This window comes from Chryseobacterium ginsenosidimutans (genome assembly GCF_024807225.1).
Lineage (GTDB): Bacteria > Bacteroidota > Bacteroidia > Flavobacteriales > Weeksellaceae > Chryseobacterium > Chryseobacterium ginsenosidimutans.
The window spans coordinates 1,273,487-1,298,586 of record NZ_JANUCO010000001.1 but is presented as its reverse complement, the minus strand read 5'-3'; the positions used below and the strand labels follow the sequence as shown (position 1 = coordinate 1,298,586).

Sequence of the window (25,100 nt, the reverse complement as noted above, 5' to 3'; positions counted from 1 at the left end):
TAATGTTGATGTAAATATAATTTTTTTATTTCAATTATAGGTGAAATAGTGCAAATTCTCTATTCAAAGCATACATACAAAAAAATCCCTGTATTGATGAATACAGGAATTTAAACACTAAGGATGAAAAAAAATATACTGATAAAAAGCCAAACAGCTTAAGACCAAGCATATGAATGTATTATATTTATGTGATTTGGTTCTATTGCAAAGATGAAGAAAAAAAATACATCACCTCTTATAGAATTACAGGTAAATGTTACAGAATTTTAAGTCATTTACTTGTGAATTAAAAATTCCATTAAATAATCGTCCATGAAAAAATTATTCCCTATATCAAAAATACCTTCATCATATACGCTGTAACCTTGTGATTCGTAGAATTTTTTTGCTGAATTATGCTTATTTACATTTAAAATAATTCTTTCATCTCCACTCTCTTTTACTTTCTCATTTAAAAATTCTAATGCTCCTTTTCCGAAACCTTTTCCTTTACTTTCCGGAATCAGATAAATTCTGTGAAGTTTTGTAGTTCCTTCTTCATAGTTATTTTCATACCCGATAAATCCTTCAAAAGAATCGTTGGTTTCATCTTTAATTAAAAAATAATGATAATTTGATTTCTTTAAATGATCCGCAATTTCTTCCTGAGAATACATTGTCGACAACATATATTCCATCTGTTCGCCGGAAAGTATTTCTGCATAAGCATTTTCCCAGGATCTTCTCGCCAAATCCTGAATCAAGGGGATATCGTTTTCTGTGGCTTTTATGAATTTCATATTTTGATTTTTATGATTAAAAAAAGTGAAAAGCCTAAACTTTCCACTTTATATGTATTGTAAATTTTACTTTTAAATGTTCGCCATTTCAGCTTTAATTTTAGCATACAATCCTTCTGAAGCAGCAACAAGAGGAAGTCTTAAATAATTTTTAATGATTCCTTTTTCAGTTAGTATCACTTTAATTCCGCAAGGGTTTCCTTCTGCAAAAATCAATCTTGTGATCTCAACCAATTTGTTGTGGATTTCATATGCTTCTTTCACTTTTCCGTCAAAAGCCAACTGAACCATTGTAGAAAATTCTTTCGGATACCCTTGTCCGATAACAGAAATCACCCCATTTCCACCTGCTAAAGTTACAGGAAGCGTGAATTCATCATCACCAGAAACCAAATTGAAACCTTCCGGCTTTTTTCTTAAAATATCAAAATACTGAAGAATATTGGGTGCAGCTTCTTTAATTAAGAACAAATTCGGGAATTCATTTGCCAAACGTAAAGTAGTTTCTGCTTCCACATTTTGCCCCGTTCTTCCTGGAACGTTATAAATAATGATATTTTTTCCTGTAGAAGCCAACATTTTATAATGCTGATAAAGCCCTTCCTGATTAGGTTTATTATAATATGGAGACACAGAAAGTACCGCTTCAAATGCGGATAAATCTGCTTCTTCGATTTGTTTCTTTACTTCAAGAGTATTATTGCCGCCAATTCCCAATACTAAAGGAAGACGTTTATTATTAACCTTAATGATATGCTCAATCACCTGTTTCTTCTCCTCTTCAGAAAGCGTTGCAGCTTCTGCCGTAGTTCCCAAAACAACTAAATAATTGGTTCCGTTTTCGATATTGTAGTCAATAAGTTTTGTTAAACTCTCGAAATCAACGGATAAATCTTCATTAAAGGGCGTTACCAACGCAACACCTACTCCTTTTAAAATGCTCATCTGTTAGAATTATTTTTGCCAAATTTAATAATTTAAGCTAAGAATTTACAATAAATAATAATGTTTTATTATACATATAATTATATTTGCATATACTAAAAGATAATTTGTTGCATATGAAAAATAAATTCTTGTTACTAGGAATTGTTCTGGCTACACTTTCCGCTTGTAAGACGGCTTCTCCGTTGCAGGTGGCGAATGTGGAGACTCAGAAGAATATTTCTATTAATAATGAGCTAAAGAATGACGAGGAGTTTGTAAAAATTATTGAACCTTATAAGCAAAAACTGGATAAAGAGATGAATCAGAAGATCTCTCACACCAATGTAGACCTCACAAAACAGGGGGACAATAGTAATTTGGGCAATCTTTTAGCAGATTATACATTCGATGGAGCTGATGAATGGACGAAAGCAAACCTTCAAAAAAATGTAGATGCCGCATTGATTAATATCGGAGGAATCCGTACAACAATCGGACAAGGCGATATTTTACTTAAAAGTGTGTTTGAAGTAATGCCGTTCGAAAATGAAGTGATTATTGTTAAAATGAAAGGATCAGATTTGCAGGGGCTTTTTGATTATTATGCAAAAACTCAGGTGAACAATCCCGTTTCTCATTTATACATTGAAACAAACGGCGGACAACTTACAAAGTCTTTAATTAACGGAAAAGCAGTAAATCCGACTCAGGATTATTACATCGCAACGTCTGATTATCTGGCTTTGGGTGGTGACAACATGAAATTCTTCGCAAAAGGAGAATCTATCTCTACAGGAATTAAATTAAGAGATCTTTTCATCGATTATTTTAAGAAAAATCCTGAAGTTGTAGCAAATACAGATGTTCGTTTAAATTTTATCGGTAAGAAGTAATGGATAGAAAAAAGTTTTTAAAAGCAATAGGTGGCGGAACTTTAGCAATGGCTTTAGCTCCGAATATGATGATGGCGGAGGAATTAAAAATCTTAGATTTTAAATCCGAAAACAAACTGACAATTCTTCATACCAACGATCAACACAGCAGAATAGAACCTTTTGATGCAAGTTATACCAAAAATCCTAATCAAGGAGGTTTTGCGAGAAGGGCAAGTTTAATTCAGCAAATCAGAAGTCAGGAATCTAATGTTTTGCTTCTTGATTCAGGCGATATTTTTCAGGGAACTCCTTATTTTAACTTCTTTGGGGGTGAACTGGAGTTTAAATTAATGTCTATGATGAAGTATGATGCTTCAACTATGGGAAACCATGATTTTGATAATAGTTTAGATGGATTTTTAAAGGTTTTGCCAAATGCGCAATTTCCTTTTATCTGTTCGAATTATGATTTTAAAAATACAATTCTTGACGGAAAAACTTCTCAATACAAGATTTTCAACAAAAACGGAATCAAAGTCGGGATTTTTGCGGTAGGAATTCAATTAGACGGATTGGTTGGCAAAAAACAATATGGAGAAACGGTGTATTCTGACCCGATTGATGTTGCTCAGCATTATTCCAACTTCCTTAAAAACGAACAAAAATGTGATCTGGTAATCTGCCTTTCACACATCGGCTACGAATATAAAGATGAACCCAATAAAGTATGTGATAAAATTTTAGCCGCCAAAACAGAAAATATTGATATTATTCTGGGTGGTCACACTCATACTTTCTTACCGGAACCTCAAAAATTTACCAACAGACAAGGTAAAAATGTTCTGGTGAATCAGGTTGGTTGGGCAGGTCTTCTTTTAGGCAGAATAGATTTCTTCTTCGACTCAAATAAAAACGTAAAACATATTTCCTGGAACAATCAGGCAATTGACAGCAGCATAATAGCATAAGCATGAAAAAACTCTCTTTAATTTCCCTTGGTATTTTGGCATCCCTGCAAGTAGCAAATGCACAGACTATTTCTTCAAAAAAATGGGCAGATCTGTTTTCTTACAACAACGTTCTTGCTATGAAAGAAGATAATGGAAAAATAGTGGCAGCCGCAGAAAATGGGATATTCTATTATACAATTTCAACAGGCGAAATTACCAAGCTGTCTAAAGCAAACGGCTTGCACGAGGTGAAAATTTCAGCTTTCGATTATAATCCTCAAAACAAAATAGGACTTATAGGATATCAAAACGGTTCGTTGGATGTGATTTCTCCAGATGGCGTAAAATATGTGGTGGATATCCCGATTGCAACAGGCTATAACGGAAGTAAAAAAATTAATCATATCTCTATTACAGGAGATCTGGCTGTTATTTCTGTAGGATACGGAGTTTCTATTTTTGATCTTAAAAAGAAAGAGTTTAAAGATTCTGCATTTTTCTTATCAGGTGGAGTTTACGAAGCAAGTAATGAAGCGACCATTTTTGGGAACAAGGTATATTCTGTAACCAATACAGGTTTGAAAACTCATGATATGAACACCACTTTCCCAGTTTTCACAACATGGGTTAATGAAATGGCAGGTTCTTTTAAGCATATTGATTCTGAAGGCGTTTTAAGTTTTTCATCGGCAACAACAGGTTATTTATATAACGGAGGAGCTCCTGTTGCTCTTTCACAGACGTTTACCAACGTTCATGATCTGGTTGTCACCAGTACGAATATTACGGTAACAGATCTCAACAGAGTTTATACATTCAACACCAATGGAAATTTCAATAATACCGTTAGTTTCGGAGAAGAATGTAATACTGCAACAACTGTCGGAAGCAGCGTTTATGGCGGAACAATTTTATCCGGAATAAAAAATGAAGCCAGTAATTCTTTCAAACCAGACGGACCTTATTTTAACTATGCTTACAAAATAAGTTTGTATGGTGAAAATCAAATATTAGTTTCCAGTGGTGGAAGGGAAAACAGATTTAATACCGCAACTCTTAATCCAAAGAATCCCGGGTTCTATTATTTCAACGGAGTGGAATGGATCTATCCTTCATACTTTGTAGGGAGTACAACAAGATTTAATGTTTTAGATGTAGTTTCAGACCCGGTAAATCCTAATGATATTTTCTTTACCAATTATACTCTTGCTCCAGGTCAAGGTATTTATAAAATGAAATATAATGCAGGTAGTAAAGACTTTACGTTTACTAAAAGTTATAATTTAGGTACTAATGATTTAAATACACGCCGCCCCGTAGGTTTTGCTTTTGATGATTCAAACAATTTATTTGCAACAATACCATTTTCGGGAGAAGGTGCAGCACAAGGTCCTTTCACTGCAATAGGAGCATATGATAGAGCAACTGATGATTTTCTTATAAAAAATACAACTTCAAGTTTTGGAGGTGCTCAAAAACCTTTGTTTTATGAAGGTCTACTATGGATACCTATTCCAAGAATTAATGGTTTTATAACCTATGACGCAAAAAATACAGTAAATACGTCCGACGATACAGCATATATTTTGAGTCAGGCAAACGGCTTTGCAGCGACTTCCGGAGGTACCCTATCAGTAGCATTTGATAAATCCGGTGACGCATGGATTGGTGGAGATGTCGGATTAAGAATTCTACCAAATGCTGTTTCAGCCATTAAAACTCCTGCAAGTGTAACCGTTGAGCCCATTATCATTGAGCAAAATGGTCTTGGTGAAGAGCTTTTCAGAGATGGGCAGATTTTGCAGATTGAGGTAGATGCAGGAGATCATAAGTGGGTTTCTGTAGATGGTGGTGGTGTTTATTACCTTTCTGCGGACGGACAGCAAACCATCAAACATTTTACAAAAGAAAATTCTCCGCTTCCTACAAACAGCATTACAGATATTAAAGTAGACAGAAAAACAGGAAAAGTCTATTTCGTTTCTTATGACGGAATTGTGACTTATCAAGGTGATGTTTCAGATGTAACTTCAGATTTTGGAAATGTTTTAGTGTATCCAAATCCTGTGGTTTATTCTAATTTCAAAGGAAAAGTTACGATTAAAGGATTAGCAGAAGTTACCAATATCAGGATTGCAGATGCAGCTGGAAACGTAGTTCATTCTGCTGTCGCAAGAGGTGGATATTATGAGTGGGATCTAAACAATATGAGAGGAACAAGAGTAGCTTCAGGGATTTATTTTGTCCTAATGACCAACGAAGACGGCTCTGACAAAGCGACTGCAAAGATAGCTGTGGTTAATTAATGAATTCACAAAACGGGTTTCTATTATCATACATAAAGTACGGAGAAAATGATGCAGTTTTGCATTGTTTCACAGAAGAGGATGGCTTTCAGTCTTATTTTTTAAAAGGTATTTATGCCAAAAGAAATAAGAAAAAAGCCTTGCTTCTCCCGTTGAGTAAGCTTAGTTTTTCTTTAAATCCATTAAAAGGAAACGGAATACAAACCATTTCAAAATTTGAGATGGTAAAAAGCAATGATATTTACAGTGATATTAAATGTAATTCTGTCGTTTTTTTCGTTTCAGATTTTTTGAATCAAAACTTAAGACACGAGAACAAAAATCACAATATTTTCTTTTGTCTTGAAGAATTTATAGATGAACTGGAAAACCAAAATTACCAGTCTCATTTAATATTTTTAATTAAAATTTTAACAATTCAGGGAGTTGCTCCATTAATTAATGATGGAAATTATCTCGATCCCGAAACCGGAACCTTTTCACCCCACATCACTCATCAACTTTTCACCGAAGACATTTCAACCATTTGGAAAGCCGTTCTTTCTGTGGAAAATCCTTATCTGATAAAAGTGCATTCAACATTCCGGAAAGATTTTCTAGACAGCCTTTTGGTGTATTATCATTATCACATTACAGATTTTAAAACTCCCGCTTCATTGGAAGTTCTACAACAGATATTTGAGTAAAAATTATTGATTTTCATTACACATCCAGTTTACTTTTATAGCTTTTGATCTAAAATAAATACCTCCGTTACATACTTTTGTTACTTCGTGTCATCCGGCATTTCGGTTTCTGATTCTGCAATTTCTTTTTTGGTAAATCTTGGCTGAAGAATTTTCGCAATCAAACCGGTCCATCCCGTTTGATGAGAAGCGCCTACTCCACGTCCGCTGTCACCGTGAAAATATTCGTAGAACGGAACATAATCTTTAAAATCAGGATCAGTTTGAAATCTTGGATACTGTCCGTTGACAGGACGTTTCCCGTTTTCATCTTCCAAAAATATTTTAGATAATCTTTTACTTAAAGCATCTGCAATCTCATCCAGATTTGAATAATTTCCGCTTCCTGTAGGATATTCCACCATAAAATCGGGGCTGTAATAAAAGAAAAACCGTTGCAGACTTTCAATAATTAAAAAATTAATAGGAAACCAAATCGGACCGCGCCAATTGCTGTTTCCTCCAAAAAGCCCACTATCACTTTCTGCAGGAGTATATTTTACCGTGTAATTTATTTCGTTTAAATTTAACATAAAAGGATTCTTTTCATACTCTTTCGACAAAGCACGAACTCCGAAATCACTCAAAAACTGCTCAGGATCAAGCATTCGACTTAATAATCTTTTTAAACGATGACCACGCAAAAGCGAAAGCAAATGTTTAGAATCCTCCCCTTTTACTTCCCAATGGGAAACCAAAGCCGCCAATTCAGGTTTATTTTCCATCACCCATTTCATTCTTTTTTTGAAATTAGGCAATTTCTCAATCATTTCATCATCGATCACTTCAACAGCAAACATAGGAATTAATCCAACCGCCGTTCTCAATTTCAGATACATGTGGCTTCCGTCGCTGGAAGAAAGGGCGTCATAGAAGAATTCGTCTTCCTCGTCCCACAAGCTGAAACATTCGTCACCCATATTGTCGAGAGAATTGGCAATTGCAAGAAAATGTTCAAAAAATTTCATCGCCATTTCTTCATACACCTTGTTATAAAGAGCCAATTCCAGGGCAATTCTCATCATATTCAGAGAAAACATTGCCATCCAGCTTGTTCCGTCCGACTGTTCCAAATGTTCGCCATTCGGAAGCGGTAAATTTCTGTCGAAAACACCAATATTATCGAGTCCTAAAAACCCTCCTTCAAAAATATTATTTCCGTTGTTATCTTTTTTGTTGACCCACCAAGTGAAATTCATCAACAGTTTTTGAAAAGCACTTTCCAGAAACTCAATATCTGGTTTATCATTTAAATATTCATCGATTTTAAAAACCCTGAAAACCGCCCATGCATGAACCGGCGGATTCACATCGCTCAAATTCCATTCGTAAGCAGGAAGTTGTCCGTTCGGATGCATATACCATTCAAAAAGGAACAATTTTAACTGATGCTTTGCAAAATCGGGATCAATTAAAGAAAAACTTATCGTATGAAAAGCCAGATCCCAAGTCGCATACCACGGATATTCCCATTTATCGGGCATTGAAATAATATGGTAATTATTGAGATGTTTCCATTCGTAATTGCGGATTTTTTCGCGAGATTTTGATGGTTTTATTTCTGCAGGATCACCTTTGAGCCATTTTTCTACGTTGTAATGATAAAACATTTTGTTCCAGAGCATTCCTGCGAAAGCCTGTCTCTGAACCAATTTTTCATCATCCGTTTTTATTCCGTCCTGGATTTCTTCGTAAAATTCGTCGGCTTCTTTTTGTCTTGAATTAAAAATTTCATTAAAATCTTTAAAAGGTTCTTTTAAATCTTTGTCAGAAAGCCTAAACTCAAAGATTTTTGATTCTTTAGGGTTAAAATTTTCGTCGATAAAAAACGAAGCTTTTGTTCCGAAATCTTTTGGATTTATAGATTGAGAATTTCCGTTAATTACAAAATCATTGATTCCGTCTTTGGTATAGTTTGATTTGTTTGGAGATTGATAAAGCCTTTCGTTATTGGTTTCATTATCACAAAACAGAACTTTTTCAGATTGTTTTGCATAGATATTTTTTGTTTCTAATTCTTTATGATTGATTGTAATGGAAGTCGATTCTTCAGAATTCATCTGAGGTTTGTAATCATCATACCCCCAATTCCATATATTTCTAAACCAAATTGTCGGTAGAATTATCAACGGAGCTTCCGTTTCAGATTTATTGACGATTGTCAATTTGATTAAAATATCATTCTGACTTTCTTTGGCATATTCAATAAAGATATCGAAATATTCATTTTTATCGAAAATTCCGGTGTCTATTAATTCGTATTCGGGTTCTTCTTTGCTTTTTTGTGCGTTTGTTTTTATGAGATCTTCGTAAGGAAAAGCATTTTGAGGATATTTGTACAGCATCTTCATGTAAGAATGCGTCGGTGTGGAATCCAAATAATAAAAATATTCTTTTACATCTTCCCCGTGATTTCCTTGTCCGTTGGTGAGACCAAAGAAACGCTCTTTCACCATTTTATCTTTTTTATTCCAGAATCCGACTGAAAAAACTAGCTTTTGGAGATCGTCACAAATTCCGCAAATTCCTTCTTCGCCCCAACGATAGGTTTTTGCTTCGGCTGTGTCGTGAGTGGTGTAATTCCAAGCGTCACCATTTTCGCTGTAATCTTCGCGTACCAATCCCCATTCACGGTTGCTGACGTAAGAGCCCCATTTTTTCCATGTAACGTCGGATAATCTTTCTTTTTCTTTCATGTTTTTATAAATGATGATTGATAATGATTTTATAAATATCGTCAAAAGCCGACAATGGCTGGATAAACCTTATAGGTTTGAATGCGTAAAAATTTCACAATCCAATTTTTCATCTAGTTTGTCATAGAAATCGGAATGACAAACTGCATGGTTATTTTTTAATTGTGAATTGTGACTTTCTTATTTAAACTAAAAAATTTTATCGCAAAGTCAGACAAAGTTTTTTTTGATATTTTCTTCTAAATTAAGATAAACAAAGCCGCTTCGCTTATTTTTGAAATACAAATTATTGAATCGACTTATAAACTGAGTTTCAAACGACTTTCGTTTGTACTTTGACTGTTTTGCGCCCCGGATTGAACGGCATGTCTGAGCTCTTTTTGTAAGCTTTGGAATAAGCAAAGGCACAAAAAAGCGAGTAGTGAAAGCCGGAATTGTGCGCCCAAAAATTATCCTCCGGTAGAAAAACTTTCAAAAGTTGTCATTCCGCCATCGACGAAAATACTCGTTCCGGTAATGTAATCCGCCAAATCGCTCGCGATAAAAGCAGCCAGATTTCCGATGTCTTGAGGTTGACCGATTCTGTTGTAAGGAATCAGTTTTAATAATGAATCTAAAGCTTCGGGAGTGCTCCAAGCGTCTTTGTTGATCGGCGTTTGAATCGCTCCCGGACAAATAGAATTCACACGAATTTTGTCTGCGCCGTATTCCTGAGCCAATGTCTGCATCAACATTCTGATTGCTCCTTTGCTCGACGCATAATTCGCGTGACCCGCCCAAGGAATAATCTCGTGAACCGAACTGATATGAATGATTTTTCCACAAGCAACGGAACGTGAAGTATCGATTCCTCGGCGGAGAAATTCTTTGATGGCTTCTCGCGCGCAAAGAAATTGCCCTGTAAGATTGATCCCAATCACGGTATTCCATTGATCGAGCGTCATTTCTGTGAATTTTGAATCTTTTTGAACTCCTGCGTTATTGATGAGAATATCAACTGTTCCAAATTGTGAAACGACGTCCTGAAACATTTTCACCACCTGATCTTCTTTGGAAACATCGCATTGATAGGTGATTCCGGTTCCGCCTGCATCGGTGATTTCTTTTAAAACAGCCTTTGCTTCGTCTGTAGATCTTTCCGAAGAATGATTGACAATGATTGTCGCGCCCGCTGAAGCTAAAGATTTTGCGATTCCTGAACCTATTCCGCTGGACGCTCCTGTGACTACAGCAACCTGATTACGAAGTGATATTTCCATGTTTTATGATTTGATGTTACCCAAATTTAGTTGAAAGTATCACGCCAAACATGAAAATTTTAATTAAAAATTTCTTAAAGTTTTTATTTTCTCTCGCGGATTTTGCTGATTACGCAGATGTTTGCGTTTAAATCAACCTGTATAAGTGCCGGAAAATAAATTTTACAATTTTTTGTACATTAAATATTGTAATCCGTTTCTCCAGTCTCTTGTTTTACCATCGAAAATATAGCCTGTGTTTTTGTAAAGCTGAAAAGCTGATGTATTTTGCTCGTTCACCGCCAAAACAATTTCGTTACAATCTGAAAAATGTTCTTTTATAAAATGATCTACTTCAATCATCGCCGATTTTCCGATTCCTTTTCCCTGAAAATCCGGGTTTACTGATAATGAGCGAATGAGTACGGAATCAGGATTTTCGGTAAGTTCCAATTTATCGTCGCCAAAATCAAGTACAAAAAAACCTGCTACTTTTTCATCATGAAAAATCGTAATCGGGTAAGCAAAAAAGTCTTCGTTTTGGTTTCTTTCTTCAATTTTTTCCAGCGATTGTTTTGCCGTTGCTGTATATTGCGACTGAATATCGTCTAAAACATAATCTAATTCCGGAAAATCTTCGGGTTTGTAAAATTGTAAATGAGTCATATTTATTTAGCTTAGTGATGATAAATATCTTCATACATTACTCCGGCGCGAATTTCGATCGGTAATTTATTTTCTTCCGGAACAATGGGACAGTTGTAATCGTACGCATTGTAAGCACAATAAGGTTGGTAAGATTTGTTGAAATCGAGAATGATTGTGTTTCCCTTCGGAATTGTTAAATCCATATATTTTCCGCCGCCGTAGGTTTCTTTTTCGTTGGTTGCATCACGGAAAGGCAGGAATAAATAATCCTTATATTTTTTCTGTTTGATTAAAGTTAAACTTTGATACAGCGTTAAAGTGTAAGATTTTCCGTCTAATTCAAAAGTTGCTTTACCATATTCTTTGTAAGATTTTGTTTTTCCTGAAGATGTGGGTAATTCAAATGGTTTCTGCGTTTTCTGTTTTTGTAAACTTCGCGGTCACTCTATATTTTGAATTAATCGGAAAGAAAGGATGCGCTTTAAAATTCGTGAAATTATCTCCACGTAAAGGTGTTTCTTTAGGATTTAAATATTCTTCGTTAAGCTCTTTCTGAAATTTTTTAACGTCTGATTCTTCTTTAGAAATCTTTTGTGAAAAGACCAGCAAAGGCAATAGTAAAAAGATGAATATATATTTTTTCATTGATTTTTAAAATTATGGATTTTTAACTTTTTTGTAAGCTCTAAAATTGCTTCGAAAAATTTTCTAATAGATTCAATTATATTTTTCTCTCGCAGATTAAGCAAATCACGCAGATGTTTTTGCATAATTTTAAATCTGCTCAATCTGCGAGAAAAAAATATTTAATTTAATAAGATTCAGAAATTTTTACGCGATAAACGTCTGAGGAATTTCTCTTGATTGATTCTACAAAAAAACCTCCTTCTTCGGGGATAACTTCTTTTAAATCGAAACTTTTGCAATCTCTGGGAAGTCCGGAAAACACCAGTGTAAACCAGAAATCTCTCATGAAAGGAACGGTTGTCCAATTCGGAGAAATGCTGATATTTTCGGCGTGAATCAACTTGCTTTTATGCTCCGACTGATTATCAAAAAGGTAGGTAGAATGCCAGATTCTGATCAGATTTCCCAAAAACGGCGATGCGGGAAAGCAGCAATGTACAATCACCTGTTTTTCTTCCTCAACTTTAGTTTGAAGAGATTCTAAAAGTTCTTTTACGATAACAGGTTTTGCTATTGTTTCTGACATACAAATGATGAGTAATAAGTATTGGGTAATAAGTAATTTGCAAAGATAATCTAATATTACTCATTACCCAATCTCATTATTTATGTTTAATATTCCAGCTCTAATTTTTCTTTTGAATAACTTCTTACTTTCTCTGTAAGTTCGGGATGTTCTGCCAGTTTTTGTCCGTAAGAAGGAATCATTTCCAATAATTTGTCTTTCCATTCACCGTGAAGTTTTTCCGGAAAGCATTTTTCAAGAACATTTAACATGGCGTAAACTGCTGTTGAAGCTCCCGGAGAAGCTCCCAATAACGAAGCAATTGTTCCATTTTTATTCACAACAACTTCTGTCCCGAATTCTAATTTTCCGCCGTCTTTTTCATCTTTTTTGATGACCTGTACTCTTTGTCCTGCAACTTTCAATTCCCAATCTTCTTCTTTTGCGTCTTTAATAAACTCTCTCAAATGCTGCATTCTTTGGGATTTCGTCATGGCAACCTGCTGAATCAGATATTTCGTTAAAGGAATATTGTGCCACCAAGCTCCGAAAAGTGATCTTAAATTTTTTGTATTGACACTTTCCGGCAAATCAAGATAGCTTCCTTCTTTTAAAAATTTTGTTGAAAACCCTGCAAAAGGACCGAAAAGAAGTGCTTTTTCGCCATCAATAATTCTTAAATCCAAATGCGGCACAGACATTGGCGGCGCATCAACAGTCGCCTGTGTATACACTTTTGCGTGATGTTTTTCTACCAATTCCTGATTGTGAGTGACCAACCACTGTCCGGAAACCGGAAAACCTCCGTAACCTTCACTTTCTTTAATATCTGAACTCTCCAGCAACTGCAACGCATAACCTCCCGCTCCGATGAATACAAAATCTGCCTCAACTTCCTGTTTATGATTATGAATTCTGTCTTTCACCTTCATTTCCCAAGTTCCGTCTTCTTTTGGATCAACGTCTTTCACTTCATGATAAAGAAAAACCTCAACATTGGAATCTTCCAGTAAATGTCTTCCCATTTTTCTTGTGAGAGTCCCGAAATTCACATCTGTTCCCAACTTCATTCTGGTTGCAGCCATTACTTCAGATTTATTTCTTTTGCTCATCACCAAAGGAATCCATTCTTTCAGTTTTTCGTGGTCTGTAGAGAATTCCATGCCTTTGAACAAAGCAGATTCTGACATTGTATCATGACGCTTTCTTAAGTATTCAGCATCTTTTTCACCAAAAACCAGACTCATGTGCGCACAAGAATTAATGAAATCTTTAGGCTCGCTAATATATCCTTTTGTGATTAAATAAGACCAGAATTGCTTTGAAATTTCAAACTGTTCAGCAATACTTTCCGCTTTGGAAATCTCGATGGTTCCGTCCGGTTTTTCGGGAGTATAATTGAGCTCACAAAACGCTGAGTGACCTGTTCCCGCATTATTCCAGGCTGCTGTACTTTCTTTTGCAAACCTGCCCAGTCTTTCGAAAATTGCGATCTCGAGATTAGGATCAAATTCATGTAATAATGTAGCTAAAGTGGCACTCATAATTCCGCCACCTATTAGAACAACGTCGTATTTTGGTTTCGGCGTTCTGCTTGTAAGCGATTGTGACATAATTTAAATTTTATTATATCAAAGTTCGGGAAAAGTTCTTACAATAAGTAATGGTTTGAGAATTTTAACAGGTTAAATTTTAGTCAAATTCAAAGTTTTTATTGAGCTAAAAAATGTGATGGAAATTATCAATTTTGATTGATTGAGGGTATGATTTAAAATTGAAATTAAACTATTAAGAACCCGGTTAAAATATAAGATGATAAAGAAAGATGCTTCGAGAACCTTACCAGATAATACTAAAAATATGCTGTTAAAATAAGCAGATAGTATTAGAGTGTTATGCTGAAGATCTCGAAGCATAATTTTATTTAAAAATTAATTCAATTTTGTCGTCAGTTTTTTGAACTGTTTTTCTGCATTTTTTCCTTCGTATAAAATTCCGTAGATTGTGTCTACGATTGGAAGTTTTAAGCCTTTTTCTTTTGAGGTTTTATAGATGGAATCTGCAGCGTAATATCCTTCTGCAATCATATTCATCGACTGGATTGCGGATTTCACGGTGTATCCTTTTCCGATAAGGTTTCCTAAGTTTCTGTTTCTTGAAAATAATGAATACGCAGTAACCAATAAATCTCCTAAATAGGCGCTTTCATTAACATCTCTCGGTGCTTCATAAATTGCTTCGAGGAAAGTTTCCATTTCACGGATCGCATTGGAAACAAAAACGGCAGTGAAGTTATCGCCGTATCCTAAACCGCTTGCGATTCCGGCTCCGATGGCGAAAATATTTTTAAGAATGGCACTATATTCATTTCCCAAAATATCTTTGCTGGAGTGCATTTTAATAAAATCAGAATTGAAAATATCAACCAATTTCTGAGCTGTTTCTTCTTCAACCGCAGCAACAGTAAGGTAAGAAAGTCTTTCCATGGCAACTTCTTCAGCGTGACAAGGTCCGGCAATTACTGCCTGATTTCTAAAACCTATTTTAAATTCGTCTCTTAAATAATGTGCCACCACATCATTCACTTTAGGAATAATCCCTTTGATCGCAGAAACGAAAATTTTATCTTTATAATCACACGTCATTTTCTCCAAAGTATCTGAAAGATAGATCGATGGAGTTGCCAAAACAATAACATCACAAGCAGAAACCAATTCGTTGATATCTGTTGTAAGCTTTAAATTTTTAAGGTTAAAATTAACTGCTGTAAGATAAGTGGGATTGTGTCCGCGAAGTTCTATCGCTCCTTTTACAAACTCACTTCTGACGCACCAATGTACTGTTTTGCAGTTTTCAACAAGCATTTTCACGATAGCAGTTGCGAAACTTCCGCTTCCAACAACGCCCACTGCAACATCATTTTTGCTTTTTTTCGGATTCGATTCTGTATTCGTTTTATTTTTAGCCATAATAGAAATGTGAACTGCAAATATATTAAAACAAAGATTCAACAAAGCCCTTCAAGACATGATAAAGCCTATTTTTAGATAAAATTAACACTTCAACACAATTAAATGTTTAATTAGCCGTTAATTACAGAAATAACTAATTTTTTGTTAAAAATATCCCATAAAGTTTATTTTTAATTTAAATTTGCACCTTCAAAACCGTTTTGTAATTATACTAAGAGAAGAAAAATGAAGAATTTTCTAAGCAGCAAAAAGAATGTAAACCTGCTTCTGGGAGCACTTTTACTAGTCGTTTTTGCACAAGGCATTTTCATTGCAAAGTTGTACTCTTCAAAGGACGACAAAAATTATGAAGTGAACCTTGTAAAAATAAATACCGAAAAAGATAGTGTAGATTATCTAAAAATGAAAACAGATCTCACCTTGGTAGATCAAACTGTAGCACAGCTGAATTCGTTCTTAAAATCTAAAGACGTAGCAAGCGAAAAGGTGGTGGCTCTAAGCAAAGACAGTATTTCAAATTCTATTTATCTGGCAAAACAATCGAACAGATACAGCCAATATTTAAATGATCTACAAAAGAAACTGATGCAGGTTCCTCTGGGAATGCCGACGGAAGGATACATTTCTTCTAATTTCGGGATCAGAAAAAACCCAATTCCTTTTAAAACAGTTTTCGCTTCTGTAAAATCTAGTGCAGGTACAGCAAAACCGACAGTTGCAGCCGCTGCTCCCGAAGTAAAAGCTGAGCCGGTAGAAAGAATCATCGAGGTGACAGACAGCTATGGCGAAAAAAGACAGGTAAAAGTAATGGTAACACCGAAAGTTGCGAGTTCAGCTGCTCCGGCTTCTACTCCAACATCTTCTACAGCATCAAAATCTATCGCAAGCAATACATCAAATAAACCTACAGAAAAAAATAATGCTCCTGCCGAAGCTGATCAGATGCAGTTTCATAAAGGATTGGACATTGCCGTTCCTTTTGGATCTGATGTGATTGCCACTGCTGCAGGAACCGTCATTTTCTCAGGTCAGAAAGGTGGATACGGAAACTGTGTGATTGTTTCTCACGGAAATGGTTTGGCAACACTTTACGGACATCTGTCTCAATTGGTTGCTAAAGTGAATGAAAAGATAAAAGTAGGTCAGGTAATTGCAAAATCCGGGAATACAGGACGTTCTACAGGACCTCACCTTCATTATGAAGTACACAAAAATAACACTCCGGTGAATCCGAAGTTGTTTATGAATCTGTAAATTTTATACAATATAATAGAGTTTCGGCGGCATCTTTGGTGCCGCCGAAACTTTTTAACCCATACTAAAAAAATTAGTAAGCCGCTGTAAAACGTTGACGGATATGATTATTTTGTTCCAATTCATCCACCAAAGCTACTGCAACATCTTCCACAGAAAGAATGCTTCTTCCCTCTTCATTAAACACCGGATTTTCCAATGCTGTCCTATATTTTCCAACCCTTACACCTGCAGTTTCCCTGGTGCATTTCGATTGCGGGGCTAAAGAATGTCCAATCTAATGTGTTGTTTTCTTTAATTTTATTTAAATAATCTCTCGCCGCCGTTGCACCCGCTTTATAATCGGCGGGGAAATCAGGACCATCAACCAATTGATTTCCTTCGATAAATAAACTTCCTGCTCCACCAACAGTAATAAATCTTTTTACGCCAGATTTTTCCACCGCTTTTTCGATGTTTATGGATCCGTTTAAGAAATCATTATACAGATTTGGGTTTGTCCATCCTGCGTTGAAAGCACTGATTACCGCATCATTTCCCTGTAAAGCTTCTGCCAATTCCTCAACATTATTTACATCAACACTTTTTGCTGTTACTTTTTCATTTTCCTGAACTTTTGAAGCATCTCTTACGATAGCTTCCACTTTGTATCCTCTGTTTGATAATTCATTTACCAATTGTGTTCCCACAAAACCTGTCGCACCGATTACTGCTACTTTTTTCATATTATTTTATTTTTAATTAAATTGTAATAAATATTGTTACATTTATAGTTAAAAAATTTTATTTGAATTGATCACTAAATTCCTTTAATGATTTATCACCTAAAAAATTTAAAACCAATTGATCAGTTTCTACAAATAAGGTATTCAAATGATCGTTAATATCTCTTCCTACGCTACAAGCCGGATTCGGGTTTTGATTTTTTTTACCTAAAACCTCCGTGTTTTTAACCGCTAAATAGATATCTGAAATATTGATCGAATCTGCATTTTTTGCCAACTGACTTCCTCCTTCTTTTCCCTGTCTGCTTGTCACTAAACCTGCTTCTCTTAAAACACTCAATTCTTTACGGACAACGACAGGATTAATATTGATACTTCCCGCCATCCATTCGGAAGTGAGCCAATCCTGCGGACTTTCCGCTAATAAAGTCATGATATGTATTGCCGTAGCAAATCTTGTATTGTTCATCGTAATTACATGGCAAAGGTAAATAAACCTTTTAATGTAACAAACTTTATTACAGTTAAATTTTTCTTAAAGAATTAATTTATCCAGATCCAACAATAAATAGTTAATATTCTGATTAATCGTTCTCGTTGCCGACTGCATCTGATTCAGCATCGCAGCACGATTGTGAAGATCATCTGCGCGATAAAACCCTCCATCACTGAAGATGACTGATTTCTCCGCAGCTTCCAAATTATTATCAAACTGAAAATGAAGCCATCTTTTCTTAATACTTTGGATCACCGGTACCTCTTCTTTATTGGAAAATCTCTTCTCCGTATACATATACCATACGAAAGGTGGAAAATTAGAAGACTCCAGTTTTTCTTTCCAGACATCTCTCAAAAGATTTCTTTGATGAATAAATTCCACTTTTTTTCCTTTAGGATTTAAAGTTGACAAACCAAAACCTGCTCCTAAAACTCCACCGCCGATATCCACTGCATTGCTCCATGCATTATCTTTAATAATTCCTCCTGCAATAGAAGCTGCAGCTCCCGTTACAATCGAATATAAAATCAGTTTATTATTTCTCGAATCGTTTAAATTATCAACATAATTTCCGATTTGTGCCACTCTTTCACCTTCGCAATCAAACTCAGCCGCAACAGCATCCAATTCTGTCAAAGCGATGGTTATTTTACTATTAATTTTACTTTTTAACTGTAAAACTTTCACCTGAGATTCAAGGGAAGTGTCTTTTTTAAGTTCCATGATCTGATGAACTTCATCCAGATTATCCAATGCATTTAAAATCAAAATACTCTGATCTGAAAATGTTTCTCTCAATTCCCGATTCGCGGCAATAATGGAATCCGAATTGTAAGACGGAAGCTTGTTGGTGTAATTGTATTTAAAAGGTGCTTTGCAATAGCTGTCTTTTAATATCAATATATTTTGTTTGATCACCTGATTTTTCTTTGAAACACAGGAAGTCAATACTGTTAAAAATGCGAAAAAGTAAAGTAGTTTTTTCATTTTTTGTGAATTCGTTTTCAATAAAAATGGATTGATTATTGCCTCACTTTTTGTCATTCTGCAGGAATCTAAACTGTTAATTATAAAACTTTGCTGAGATTCCTACGGAACGACAAACTTTGTACACAATTGAATGTTTTAATTAACACGAATATAGTACAAATAAAAAAATTTACCCGAAAATCAGGTAAATTTTTAAGCTATTTTTAACGAGGAAATTATTTAATTCCCAACAATTCCACTTCGAAAACAAGGGTACTGTTTGGTCCTATTTCTTTACTTACTTCCTGTTCTCCGTAAGCTAAATTTGGAGGAAGAATCAATCTCCATTTGCTTCCTACAGGCATTAACTGAAGCGCTTCTGTCCATCCTGAAATTACTCTGTTTAAAGGAAATGAAGCCGGCGTTCCTCTTTTTACAGAGCTGTCGAAAACTTTTCCTGAAATTGTAGTTCCGTGATAATGGCATTTTACAGTAGATTTTGGACCTGGTTTTTCACCGTCTCCTTCCGTAATGATCTCGTACTGCAAACCGCTTGGCAATTGAACTACGCTTTCTCTCTTCCCGTATTCCTCCATGTATTCTTTACCGTCTTTCAGGTTCTTTTCTGCCAATTCTTTTTTACGCTTAAATAACATATCTGCTACTCCCATAATTAATTTTTTTACAAAGATAATTCTTCTTTCCGGAAGATCATAAATCGGATAAGGAAGTATTTTTCAACCTAAAAACAAATCGCATTTATCATATATTCAAACATTTAATTGTTTCTATGAAATTAATTCAAAGAACCTTAATGTTGGGTTAACACAATTCTCGCAACTTGGCGTTATAATTGGGTTTTAAAAACTAAATGCCAAGTCCACTAAAATATAATAAGAAATACGACAAGCTAACCGACGAAGAAAAAGAACTTCTGGAGATCAACAAAAAAAGCATTGCAGACTTTGTTGAACAGTCAACTTCCATCAGCGATGTCAACTACGCCACCAGAAATGCTCATGCGAAAACGTATGCAGTTGCAAAGGGTGAATTTTTAATCAATAAAAGCGTTCCCGAAGAGCTTCAGCAGTTTTTTGATAAAGAGAAATATGATTTAACGATTCGTTTTTCAAATGCGCATTTAAAGATTAATAAAAGCAAGAAAGATGTTCCTGCATATGGGTTTTCTGTAAAAATAAAAGATGAAAACGGAGATCTGCTCGCGAATTATCCTTTGGTTAATTTCCCTTTGTTCCCTATTAATTCTGTGAGTACTTTTTTGAAATTATTTACTTCCGTCAATCGCTTTTTTGTGAAAAAATGGAGCTCATTTTCGTTAATGATTCAAATTTTAAGAATTACTCCATCCATTTTTACGGGGTCTTTTTTAATGAATATTGTAAAATTAATCAGCAAAAGGAATGATTTCTTTTTATCATTCGATTATCATTCTGTCGGAGCTTACCGATTGGGAGAAAATATGATGAAAATAAAGCTGAGCCCAAAATCTGTCGACAAACATTTCGGTAAAAAATCAAATACAAAAATTGCGCTTGGAAATTATTTTAAAACAAATGATTTCACCGCCGATGTTCTGGTTCAGCTTTGTTATAACCTAAAAGACCAGCCGATTAACAGACTGAATGTAGAGTGGAAAAATTCACCTTACATTAAAATCGGTGAAGTAAAAATTGGAAAAGATTCAATTTTAAGTCCAACCGCCTGTGATAATGAAATGTTGTCGTTTAATCCTTTTGAAAACAAACTATTTTTTCAGCCTGTAGGAAAGATTCAGAAACTTCGCGATGAAGCGTATAAGGTTTCTCTGCAGACGAGGCTTAAGATTAACAAATTGCTGAAGTATAAGTAGGTTTTGATGAGGTTCGGGATTCGTGTTTCGTGTTTAGGGATTCGTGTTCTGAGTTTTTTATTCTGTTGTCATTTTGAGGAAAGGGGAAATCTATTTTATTTTTAACGCAATGGGCGCTAAGTTTTTTTTATTGATTGAGAATATTTTTCGGGCGCTAAGGCGTTTCACTCAGCAAAGTTCAATGATGATTGATGATGATAAATTCATTTTAAATCAAATAAAAGACTTTGAAATCTTCTCTGTTATTTTGACAAAGGAGAAATCTATTTTATTTTTAACGCAATGGGCGCTAAGCTTTTTTTAATTGATTGAGGATATTTTTCGGTCGCTAAGGCGTTTCACTCAGCTAAGTTAAATGATGATGATTAAATAAAAATTTATTTTAAATCAAATAAAAAAGGCTCTACAATTTGTAAAGCCTTTCTATTTTTAAGTGTAATTGATATTATTCTTCAATTTTATCTTTTCCTTCTTCCTCTTTTTTATCAGGGAAAATAAGGGATAAAAGTACCGAAATGACCAATACTCCACCCACAATTCCTAATGAAAGTGGTGATGAAATGTGAATCCATGGTGCGATCAACATTTTCACTCCGATAAAAGACAGAATAACCGCCAATCCGTAAGGTAATTTGCTAAACATATGAATGAAGTTCGCCAATAGGAAATACAAAGATCTAAGCCCTAAAATGGCAAAAATATTCGATGTATAAAGGATAAACGGGTCATCGGAAATCGCAAAAATTGCAGGAATAGAATCTACCGCAAAAAGTACGTCTGTAAATTCAATTACAGCCACCACCACCAAAAGCGGAGTTGCCATTTTGATCCCATTCTGAATGGTGAAGAATTTGTCTCCAACGTAATTATCAGAAACTTTCCAGAATCTTTTGATCAACCTTGCTCCGGCTGTATTGCTGTAGTCTTCATCATCGTCTCCGTCGCCGTCTCCCCAAGATTTGATCCCCGCGTAAATGAGAAACAAACCGAAAAGAACCATGACAATATTGATCTGAACAGCTTTTCCGAAGACATTCATTTCAGGTAAATAGGTTAAATTAATCAAACCAACACCTGCAAAAATGAAAACTGCCCTGAAAATCAATGCTCCGATAATTCCCCAGAAAAGAACTTTGTGGTGAAGATATTTCGGAACTTTAAAGAAACCGAAAACCAGGATAAATACAAATAAATTATCTACCGACAATGCTTTTTCCACCCAATATGCCGCTTGATATTGTGTGAATTTTTCTACTGCAATAGCATGACTTCCCGCCGTACCGTCTGTATTGAAAACCCAATACACAACGCCGGAAAAGATCATAGACAGCGAGATCCAGACAATCGACCAAATTGTAGCTTCTTTGGAAGAAACTTCGTGACTTTTTTTGTTGAAAACCCCTAAGTCAAGGAGCAACATGATAACCACCGTAATGGCAAATCCCCAAACCAAACCGGGATGAAGATCTATAATACTTTGATGTTTGTCCACTTTTTATTTTGTGTTATTATATGATAAAAGCAATAGCTGTACAGAATACAATTATTGCTAATTTTTTATATTTTTATTCAATATAGATAAGTTTCGGCTAAAGCCGAATGGGAATCTATTTTTTTATGTAAACGGACTAAAGTCCGTTCCTATTGAATATCAATTCTTACAAATATTTTTGCTTTACAGTTTCGATTGTTTCCTGTAATTTTTTGTCAGCGGTAGGATCTCCGATTGCGTTGAATTTCCATTCTCCGTTTTTCTTGTAAAAAACTCCCATTACCATGGCAACGTGTCCTTTGAAAGAAGCATCGTTTCCAATATCATATTTAGCAAAAACTTCTCTTACATTGGTTGGAGTTCCTTCATAAATTCTGATTGAAGCAAAAGGAATTGTTCCGAAATCCTGACCTTTATAGCTGTTCAGAACCAATGCAACGTGTTCTACATTTGACTCCAGATTGCTGAAATCTATTGTAATTACTTCGTTATCCAATCCGTCATCTCCGTTTACGTCACCTGTTAAATCATCTCCACTGTGTTTTACAGCACCGTTTTTAGATTTCAGGTTTCCGAAATAGATGATTTCAGTTGCATTTTTATTAGAATCATATAAAATACAGCTTCCATCCAAGTCTACCGCTTCTTTTGTAACTCCGCCGAAGAACCCTTTTTTCTCAATTGCTCCCCAGTTGATTCCTACGCAAGCTTGTGAAAGCGTTGTTCCGTTTTCTTTTGTAAGATTTATTCTTTGACCTTTTTGTAAGTTAATAGCCATCTTTTTATGTTTAATATTATTATTTTGTTTAGCAAACCAGCAATTAGCTTTCTGCTTTTTAGTTATTATTTAAATTTAAATTAAGCATTGCGCGAAGAATATTCGTTTCTTCATTGATATCAAACATTTTGCTCATGACATCCGTATTTTCAAGATTTTTAATATAATCTTTTAAAACACCAATTACCTGATCCGGCAACGTTTTTTTCCTTTCGTTCATTGTTTCTTCCAGCTGTTCATTCTTCTTTTTCAGCTGATTAACAATCATTCCCTGATTCGATTCATTGGGCATCGTATCAAGTTTTTCCAACTTTTTCGGATCAATTAAATACATTTTTTTGCCTTCGAGATCAAAAATAAACTGATCATCGGATTGAAAAATCTTAAACAATTCATATTCATTTCCTGTAATCACGTATCCGCAAACAAAACGAACTTTAAAGTTCTGAATATTAAGCCTTCCCAACAATTTCCTTTCTATCTGATATTCCTGATATTGATACGCCGGAAACGAACCTGATTTTAATAATTCCTCATCAACATTCGATCTGTAGAATTCTGTTGCATATTTTTTATAGAAATACAAAACATTATCCCAATTCAAACGGAATTTGTCTTCCGTAAGATCTTTATACAGACTTTTTAATTGATTTGAAAAAATACTGCTGTACATTTTCCGGTCTGTTTCAAAACCGTCTACACGCTTTTCTTCGAAACCGGAAATATATTTGCTGTTGATATCAATTTCGTTAATAACAGCCAACATATCATTTTCCTTTTGCCTTTTAATTTTAGTTAAAAGTTCGATGAGACTGTCGGTGAACTGAAGGTGAAAAAGTTCGAGTTTACTGTAATCGAGTCCATTATTTTTTTCCTGAAAAAGATTATGGATAATATCGGTCTTAATGTAGATCGAAATTATATCAACATTTTCAAAAAAATTCGCCAGAAGTTTAAGTTTCGTTAATCTTCTTTTGCTCTGGGACATTATGTTTACAGCATCATCATTCACCTTTTTATCCTGTTATTATCCTCTTACGTTTGCTTTTAATTCGTGTTCCAAAGTCATCAAATCCTGATCCAGTTTTCTTCTTCCTTCTGCACCTTGTTTCTGGATTTGTTTCACTTCATTCAATGTACTGATCAGTTTTGCCGTCGTTTCTCTCAAGACATCAACAGAAACGATAGTCTGCTCGTTTGCTCTTGCTACATTCACAGAATTCTGACCCAAACGTTCTGCATTTTTTCTTAAAATTTCCTCAGTCGTAGCCGAAACTTTCTGCTGAATTTCAATACTTTGCTGCTGTCTGTACATCGCAACCGCCAGTGAAAGCTGGTTTTTCCAAAGTGGCAACGTTGTCGTCAAAATGGTTTGTGCTTTTTCAGCGATCGAAACATTGTTGTTTTGAACCAATCTGATCTGCGGAAGAGACTGCATCATAATTAAACGAACCACTTTAAGATCCGCCAATCTTCTGTCTAATCTCGCGATAAAATCTCTCTTATCTGCAATCTGATAATCCTGGAAATTCTGTGGAGCGGCTTCCATTTCAGCCAATTCTACTCCTGCTTTTTCCATTCTCAGATTTCCGACAATCACTAATTCTTCGATTTGTTTGATGGCGTTTACGTTGCTTTCAAAAATCGTCTGTAAAACAGCATTATCCTTCGTGGAAGTAATGATTCCTGCATTTACTTTATAAGCGATCTGATCGATATTGTTAACGATCTTATCATATTTTGCAAATAAATTCTCAATCTGCGTCATTACCCCTTTCATGAAAGGCAATTTGCTTAAGAAACTTTTGAATTTATTTTGATTTAATTCTTCAACATCTACATAATTAAGCTCGACAAGTAAATTATTAATCAATTCACCTACTTCACCAGAATTTGATCTTCTTACATTTCCTAAGAAACTATCACTCTGGTTCGATAATGTTCTCTGAAGATCTGCTCCAAAGTTAACGATCGCTCCCGGGTTTGTTTCATCGATAGAATCTGCAAGAACTTCGTATTTTTTACGTTCTTCTACCTGTAATTGCGTCAAATTTACATTTCCGTCTCTGTCCACAAGAACCGCCGGAGCTGCATTCTGAACAGGCTGACTCGGTGCCGCCATCGGAGTTGGTTCGAAAGTCTTTAAAGGTTCGATCGATCCAAGAGGGTCTATTGGTTGATTTTCTTGATTATCCATGGTAA

At 35.1% G+C, this 25,100-nt stretch carries 22 protein-coding genes and 2 pseudogenes; 6 read left to right on the top strand and 18 right to left on the bottom strand.

Going from position 1 to position 25,100, the window contains the following annotated elements; translation table 11 throughout:
* Positions 1-278: 278 nt before the first annotated feature.
* Both J3D55_RS06345 and dapA read right to left on the bottom strand, forming a co-directional pair.
* A complete protein-coding gene (locus J3D55_RS06345) occupies positions 279-782 on the bottom strand; it encodes a GNAT family N-acetyltransferase (RefSeq protein ID WP_259129335.1) in 504 nt (167 codons plus the stop codon).
* Positions 783-854: 72 nt separating this feature from the next.
* Positions 855-1,727 carry a 4-hydroxy-tetrahydrodipicolinate synthase gene (gene dapA / locus J3D55_RS06340; RefSeq protein ID WP_259129334.1) on the bottom strand — a complete coding sequence of 291 codons (873 nt, stop codon included), beginning with the start codon at positions 1,725-1,727 and terminating at the stop codon, positions 855-857.
* A 116-nt stretch (positions 1,728-1,843) separates the two neighbouring features.
* On the opposite strand from dapA, the gene J3D55_RS06335 reads away from it, so the two are divergent.
* Genes J3D55_RS06335 through recO form a run of 4 tightly spaced genes read left to right on the top strand, consistent with a single transcriptional unit; the run spans position 1,844 to position 6,526 of the window.
* A complete protein-coding gene (locus J3D55_RS06335; protein ID WP_259129332.1) occupies positions 1,844-2,602 on the top strand; it encodes a 5'-nucleotidase C-terminal domain-containing protein in 759 nt (252 codons plus the stop codon).
* Positions 2,602-3,552, top strand: a complete 951-nt coding sequence (locus J3D55_RS06330) for a bifunctional metallophosphatase/5'-nucleotidase (RefSeq protein ID WP_259129331.1) — start codon at positions 2,602-2,604, stop codon at positions 3,550-3,552. The genes J3D55_RS06335 and J3D55_RS06330 overlap by 1 nt, the downstream gene beginning before the upstream one ends.
* A gap of 2 nt (positions 3,553-3,554) precedes the next feature.
* The gene (gene porZ / locus J3D55_RS06325) at positions 3,555-5,840 is read left to right on the top strand and encodes a type IX secretion system anionic LPS delivery protein PorZ (protein WP_259129330.1); all 2,286 of its coding nucleotides are present in this window, start codon (positions 3,555-3,557) and stop codon (positions 5,838-5,840) included.
* A complete protein-coding gene (recO, locus tag J3D55_RS06320; RefSeq protein ID WP_259129329.1) occupies positions 5,840-6,526 on the top strand; it encodes a DNA repair protein RecO in 687 nt (228 codons plus the stop codon). The genes porZ and recO overlap by 1 nt, the downstream gene beginning before the upstream one ends.
* Before the next feature lie 80 nt (positions 6,527-6,606).
* Here recO and J3D55_RS06315 read toward each other — a convergent pair whose 3' ends face one another.
* From J3D55_RS06315 to J3D55_RS06280, 8 genes and pseudogenes are all read right to left on the bottom strand, one after another.
* A complete protein-coding gene (locus tag J3D55_RS06315; RefSeq protein ID WP_259129328.1) occupies positions 6,607-9,261 on the bottom strand; it encodes an MGH1-like glycoside hydrolase domain-containing protein in 2,655 nt (884 codons plus the stop codon).
* Positions 9,262-9,710: 449 nt separating this feature from the next.
* The gene (locus J3D55_RS06310) at positions 9,711-10,520 is read right to left on the bottom strand and encodes a glucose 1-dehydrogenase (RefSeq protein WP_259129327.1); all 810 of its coding nucleotides are present in this window, start codon (positions 10,518-10,520) and stop codon (positions 9,711-9,713) included.
* A 162-nt stretch (positions 10,521-10,682) separates the two neighbouring features.
* The gene (locus J3D55_RS06305; protein WP_259129326.1) at positions 10,683-11,165 is read right to left on the bottom strand and encodes a GNAT family N-acetyltransferase; all 483 of its coding nucleotides are present in this window, start codon (positions 11,163-11,165) and stop codon (positions 10,683-10,685) included.
* Between the two features lie 11 nt (positions 11,166-11,176).
* Positions 11,177-11,518: pseudogene (locus tag J3D55_RS06300) on the bottom strand (DUF1684 domain-containing protein); the annotation flags it as partial.
* A gap of 28 nt (positions 11,519-11,546) precedes the next feature.
* Positions 11,547-11,792 (bottom strand): hypothetical protein, encoded by a 246-nt coding sequence (locus J3D55_RS06295; protein ID WP_259129325.1) that lies wholly within the window; start codon positions 11,790-11,792, stop codon positions 11,547-11,549.
* Positions 11,793-11,958: 166 nt separating this feature from the next.
* The gene (locus J3D55_RS06290; RefSeq protein WP_259129324.1) at positions 11,959-12,360 is read right to left on the bottom strand and encodes a hypothetical protein; all 402 of its coding nucleotides are present in this window, start codon (positions 12,358-12,360) and stop codon (positions 11,959-11,961) included.
* 86 nt (positions 12,361-12,446) lie between these two features.
* Positions 12,447-13,952: a malate dehydrogenase (quinone) gene (gene mqo, locus J3D55_RS06285; protein ID WP_259129321.1), complete on the bottom strand. Its 1,506-nt coding sequence runs from the start codon at positions 13,950-13,952 to the stop codon at positions 12,447-12,449.
* 318 nt (positions 13,953-14,270) lie between these two features.
* Complete coding sequence (locus tag J3D55_RS06280; protein WP_259129319.1) at positions 14,271-15,308, bottom strand: NAD(P)H-dependent glycerol-3-phosphate dehydrogenase; 1,038 nt, start codon at positions 15,306-15,308, stop codon at positions 14,271-14,273.
* Positions 15,309-15,536: 228 nt separating this feature from the next.
* On the opposite strand from J3D55_RS06280, the gene J3D55_RS06275 reads away from it, so the two are divergent.
* Complete coding sequence (locus tag J3D55_RS06275) at positions 15,537-16,565, top strand: M23 family metallopeptidase (protein WP_259129317.1); 1,029 nt, start codon at positions 15,537-15,539, stop codon at positions 16,563-16,565.
* A gap of 73 nt (positions 16,566-16,638) precedes the next feature.
* Here the strand turns inward: J3D55_RS06275 and J3D55_RS06270 are convergent.
* The 4 genes and pseudogenes from J3D55_RS06270 to bamJ all read right to left on the bottom strand — a co-directional run bounded on the left by J3D55_RS06270 (position 16,639) and on the right by bamJ (position 19,429).
* Positions 16,639-17,290 (bottom strand): annotated as a pseudogene (locus tag J3D55_RS06270) (NAD(P)-dependent oxidoreductase).
* A gap of 58 nt (positions 17,291-17,348) precedes the next feature.
* Positions 17,349-17,759 (bottom strand): Rrf2 family transcriptional regulator, encoded by a 411-nt coding sequence (locus tag J3D55_RS06265; RefSeq protein ID WP_259129316.1) that lies wholly within the window; start codon positions 17,757-17,759, stop codon positions 17,349-17,351.
* Between the two features lie 66 nt (positions 17,760-17,825).
* Positions 17,826-18,776, bottom strand: coding sequence for a hypothetical protein (locus J3D55_RS06260; protein WP_259129310.1), 951 nt, complete (start codon positions 18,774-18,776; stop codon positions 17,826-17,828).
* Between the two features lie 218 nt (positions 18,777-18,994).
* Positions 18,995-19,429: a BamJ family beta-barrel-assembly machinery protein gene (gene bamJ, locus J3D55_RS06255; protein ID WP_259129308.1), complete on the bottom strand. Its 435-nt coding sequence runs from the start codon at positions 19,427-19,429 to the stop codon at positions 18,995-18,997.
* A 200-nt stretch (positions 19,430-19,629) separates the two neighbouring features.
* Here bamJ and J3D55_RS06250 point away from each other — a divergent pair, with 200 nt between their 5' ends.
* Positions 19,630-20,628: a catalase family protein gene (locus tag J3D55_RS06250; protein WP_259129307.1), complete on the top strand. Its 999-nt coding sequence runs from the start codon at positions 19,630-19,632 to the stop codon at positions 20,626-20,628.
* A 445-nt stretch (positions 20,629-21,073) separates the two neighbouring features.
* Here J3D55_RS06250 and J3D55_RS06245 read toward each other — a convergent pair whose 3' ends face one another.
* From J3D55_RS06245 to J3D55_RS06230, 4 genes are all read right to left on the bottom strand, one after another.
* Positions 21,074-22,120, bottom strand: a complete 1,047-nt coding sequence (locus J3D55_RS06245) for a TerC/Alx family metal homeostasis membrane protein (protein ID WP_259129294.1) — start codon at positions 22,118-22,120, stop codon at positions 21,074-21,076.
* A 166-nt stretch (positions 22,121-22,286) separates the two neighbouring features.
* Positions 22,287-22,898, bottom strand: coding sequence for a TerD family protein (locus J3D55_RS06240; RefSeq protein ID WP_259129287.1), 612 nt, complete (start codon positions 22,896-22,898; stop codon positions 22,287-22,289).
* Positions 22,899-22,956: 58 nt separating this feature from the next.
* Positions 22,957-23,886, bottom strand: coding sequence for a hypothetical protein (locus tag J3D55_RS06235; RefSeq protein ID WP_259129279.1), 930 nt, complete (start codon positions 23,884-23,886; stop codon positions 22,957-22,959).
* A gap of 39 nt (positions 23,887-23,925) precedes the next feature.
* Complete coding sequence (locus J3D55_RS06230) at positions 23,926-25,095, bottom strand: toxic anion resistance protein (protein ID WP_259129277.1); 1,170 nt, start codon at positions 25,093-25,095, stop codon at positions 23,926-23,928.
* Between the last annotated feature and the right edge of the window lie 5 nt (positions 25,096-25,100).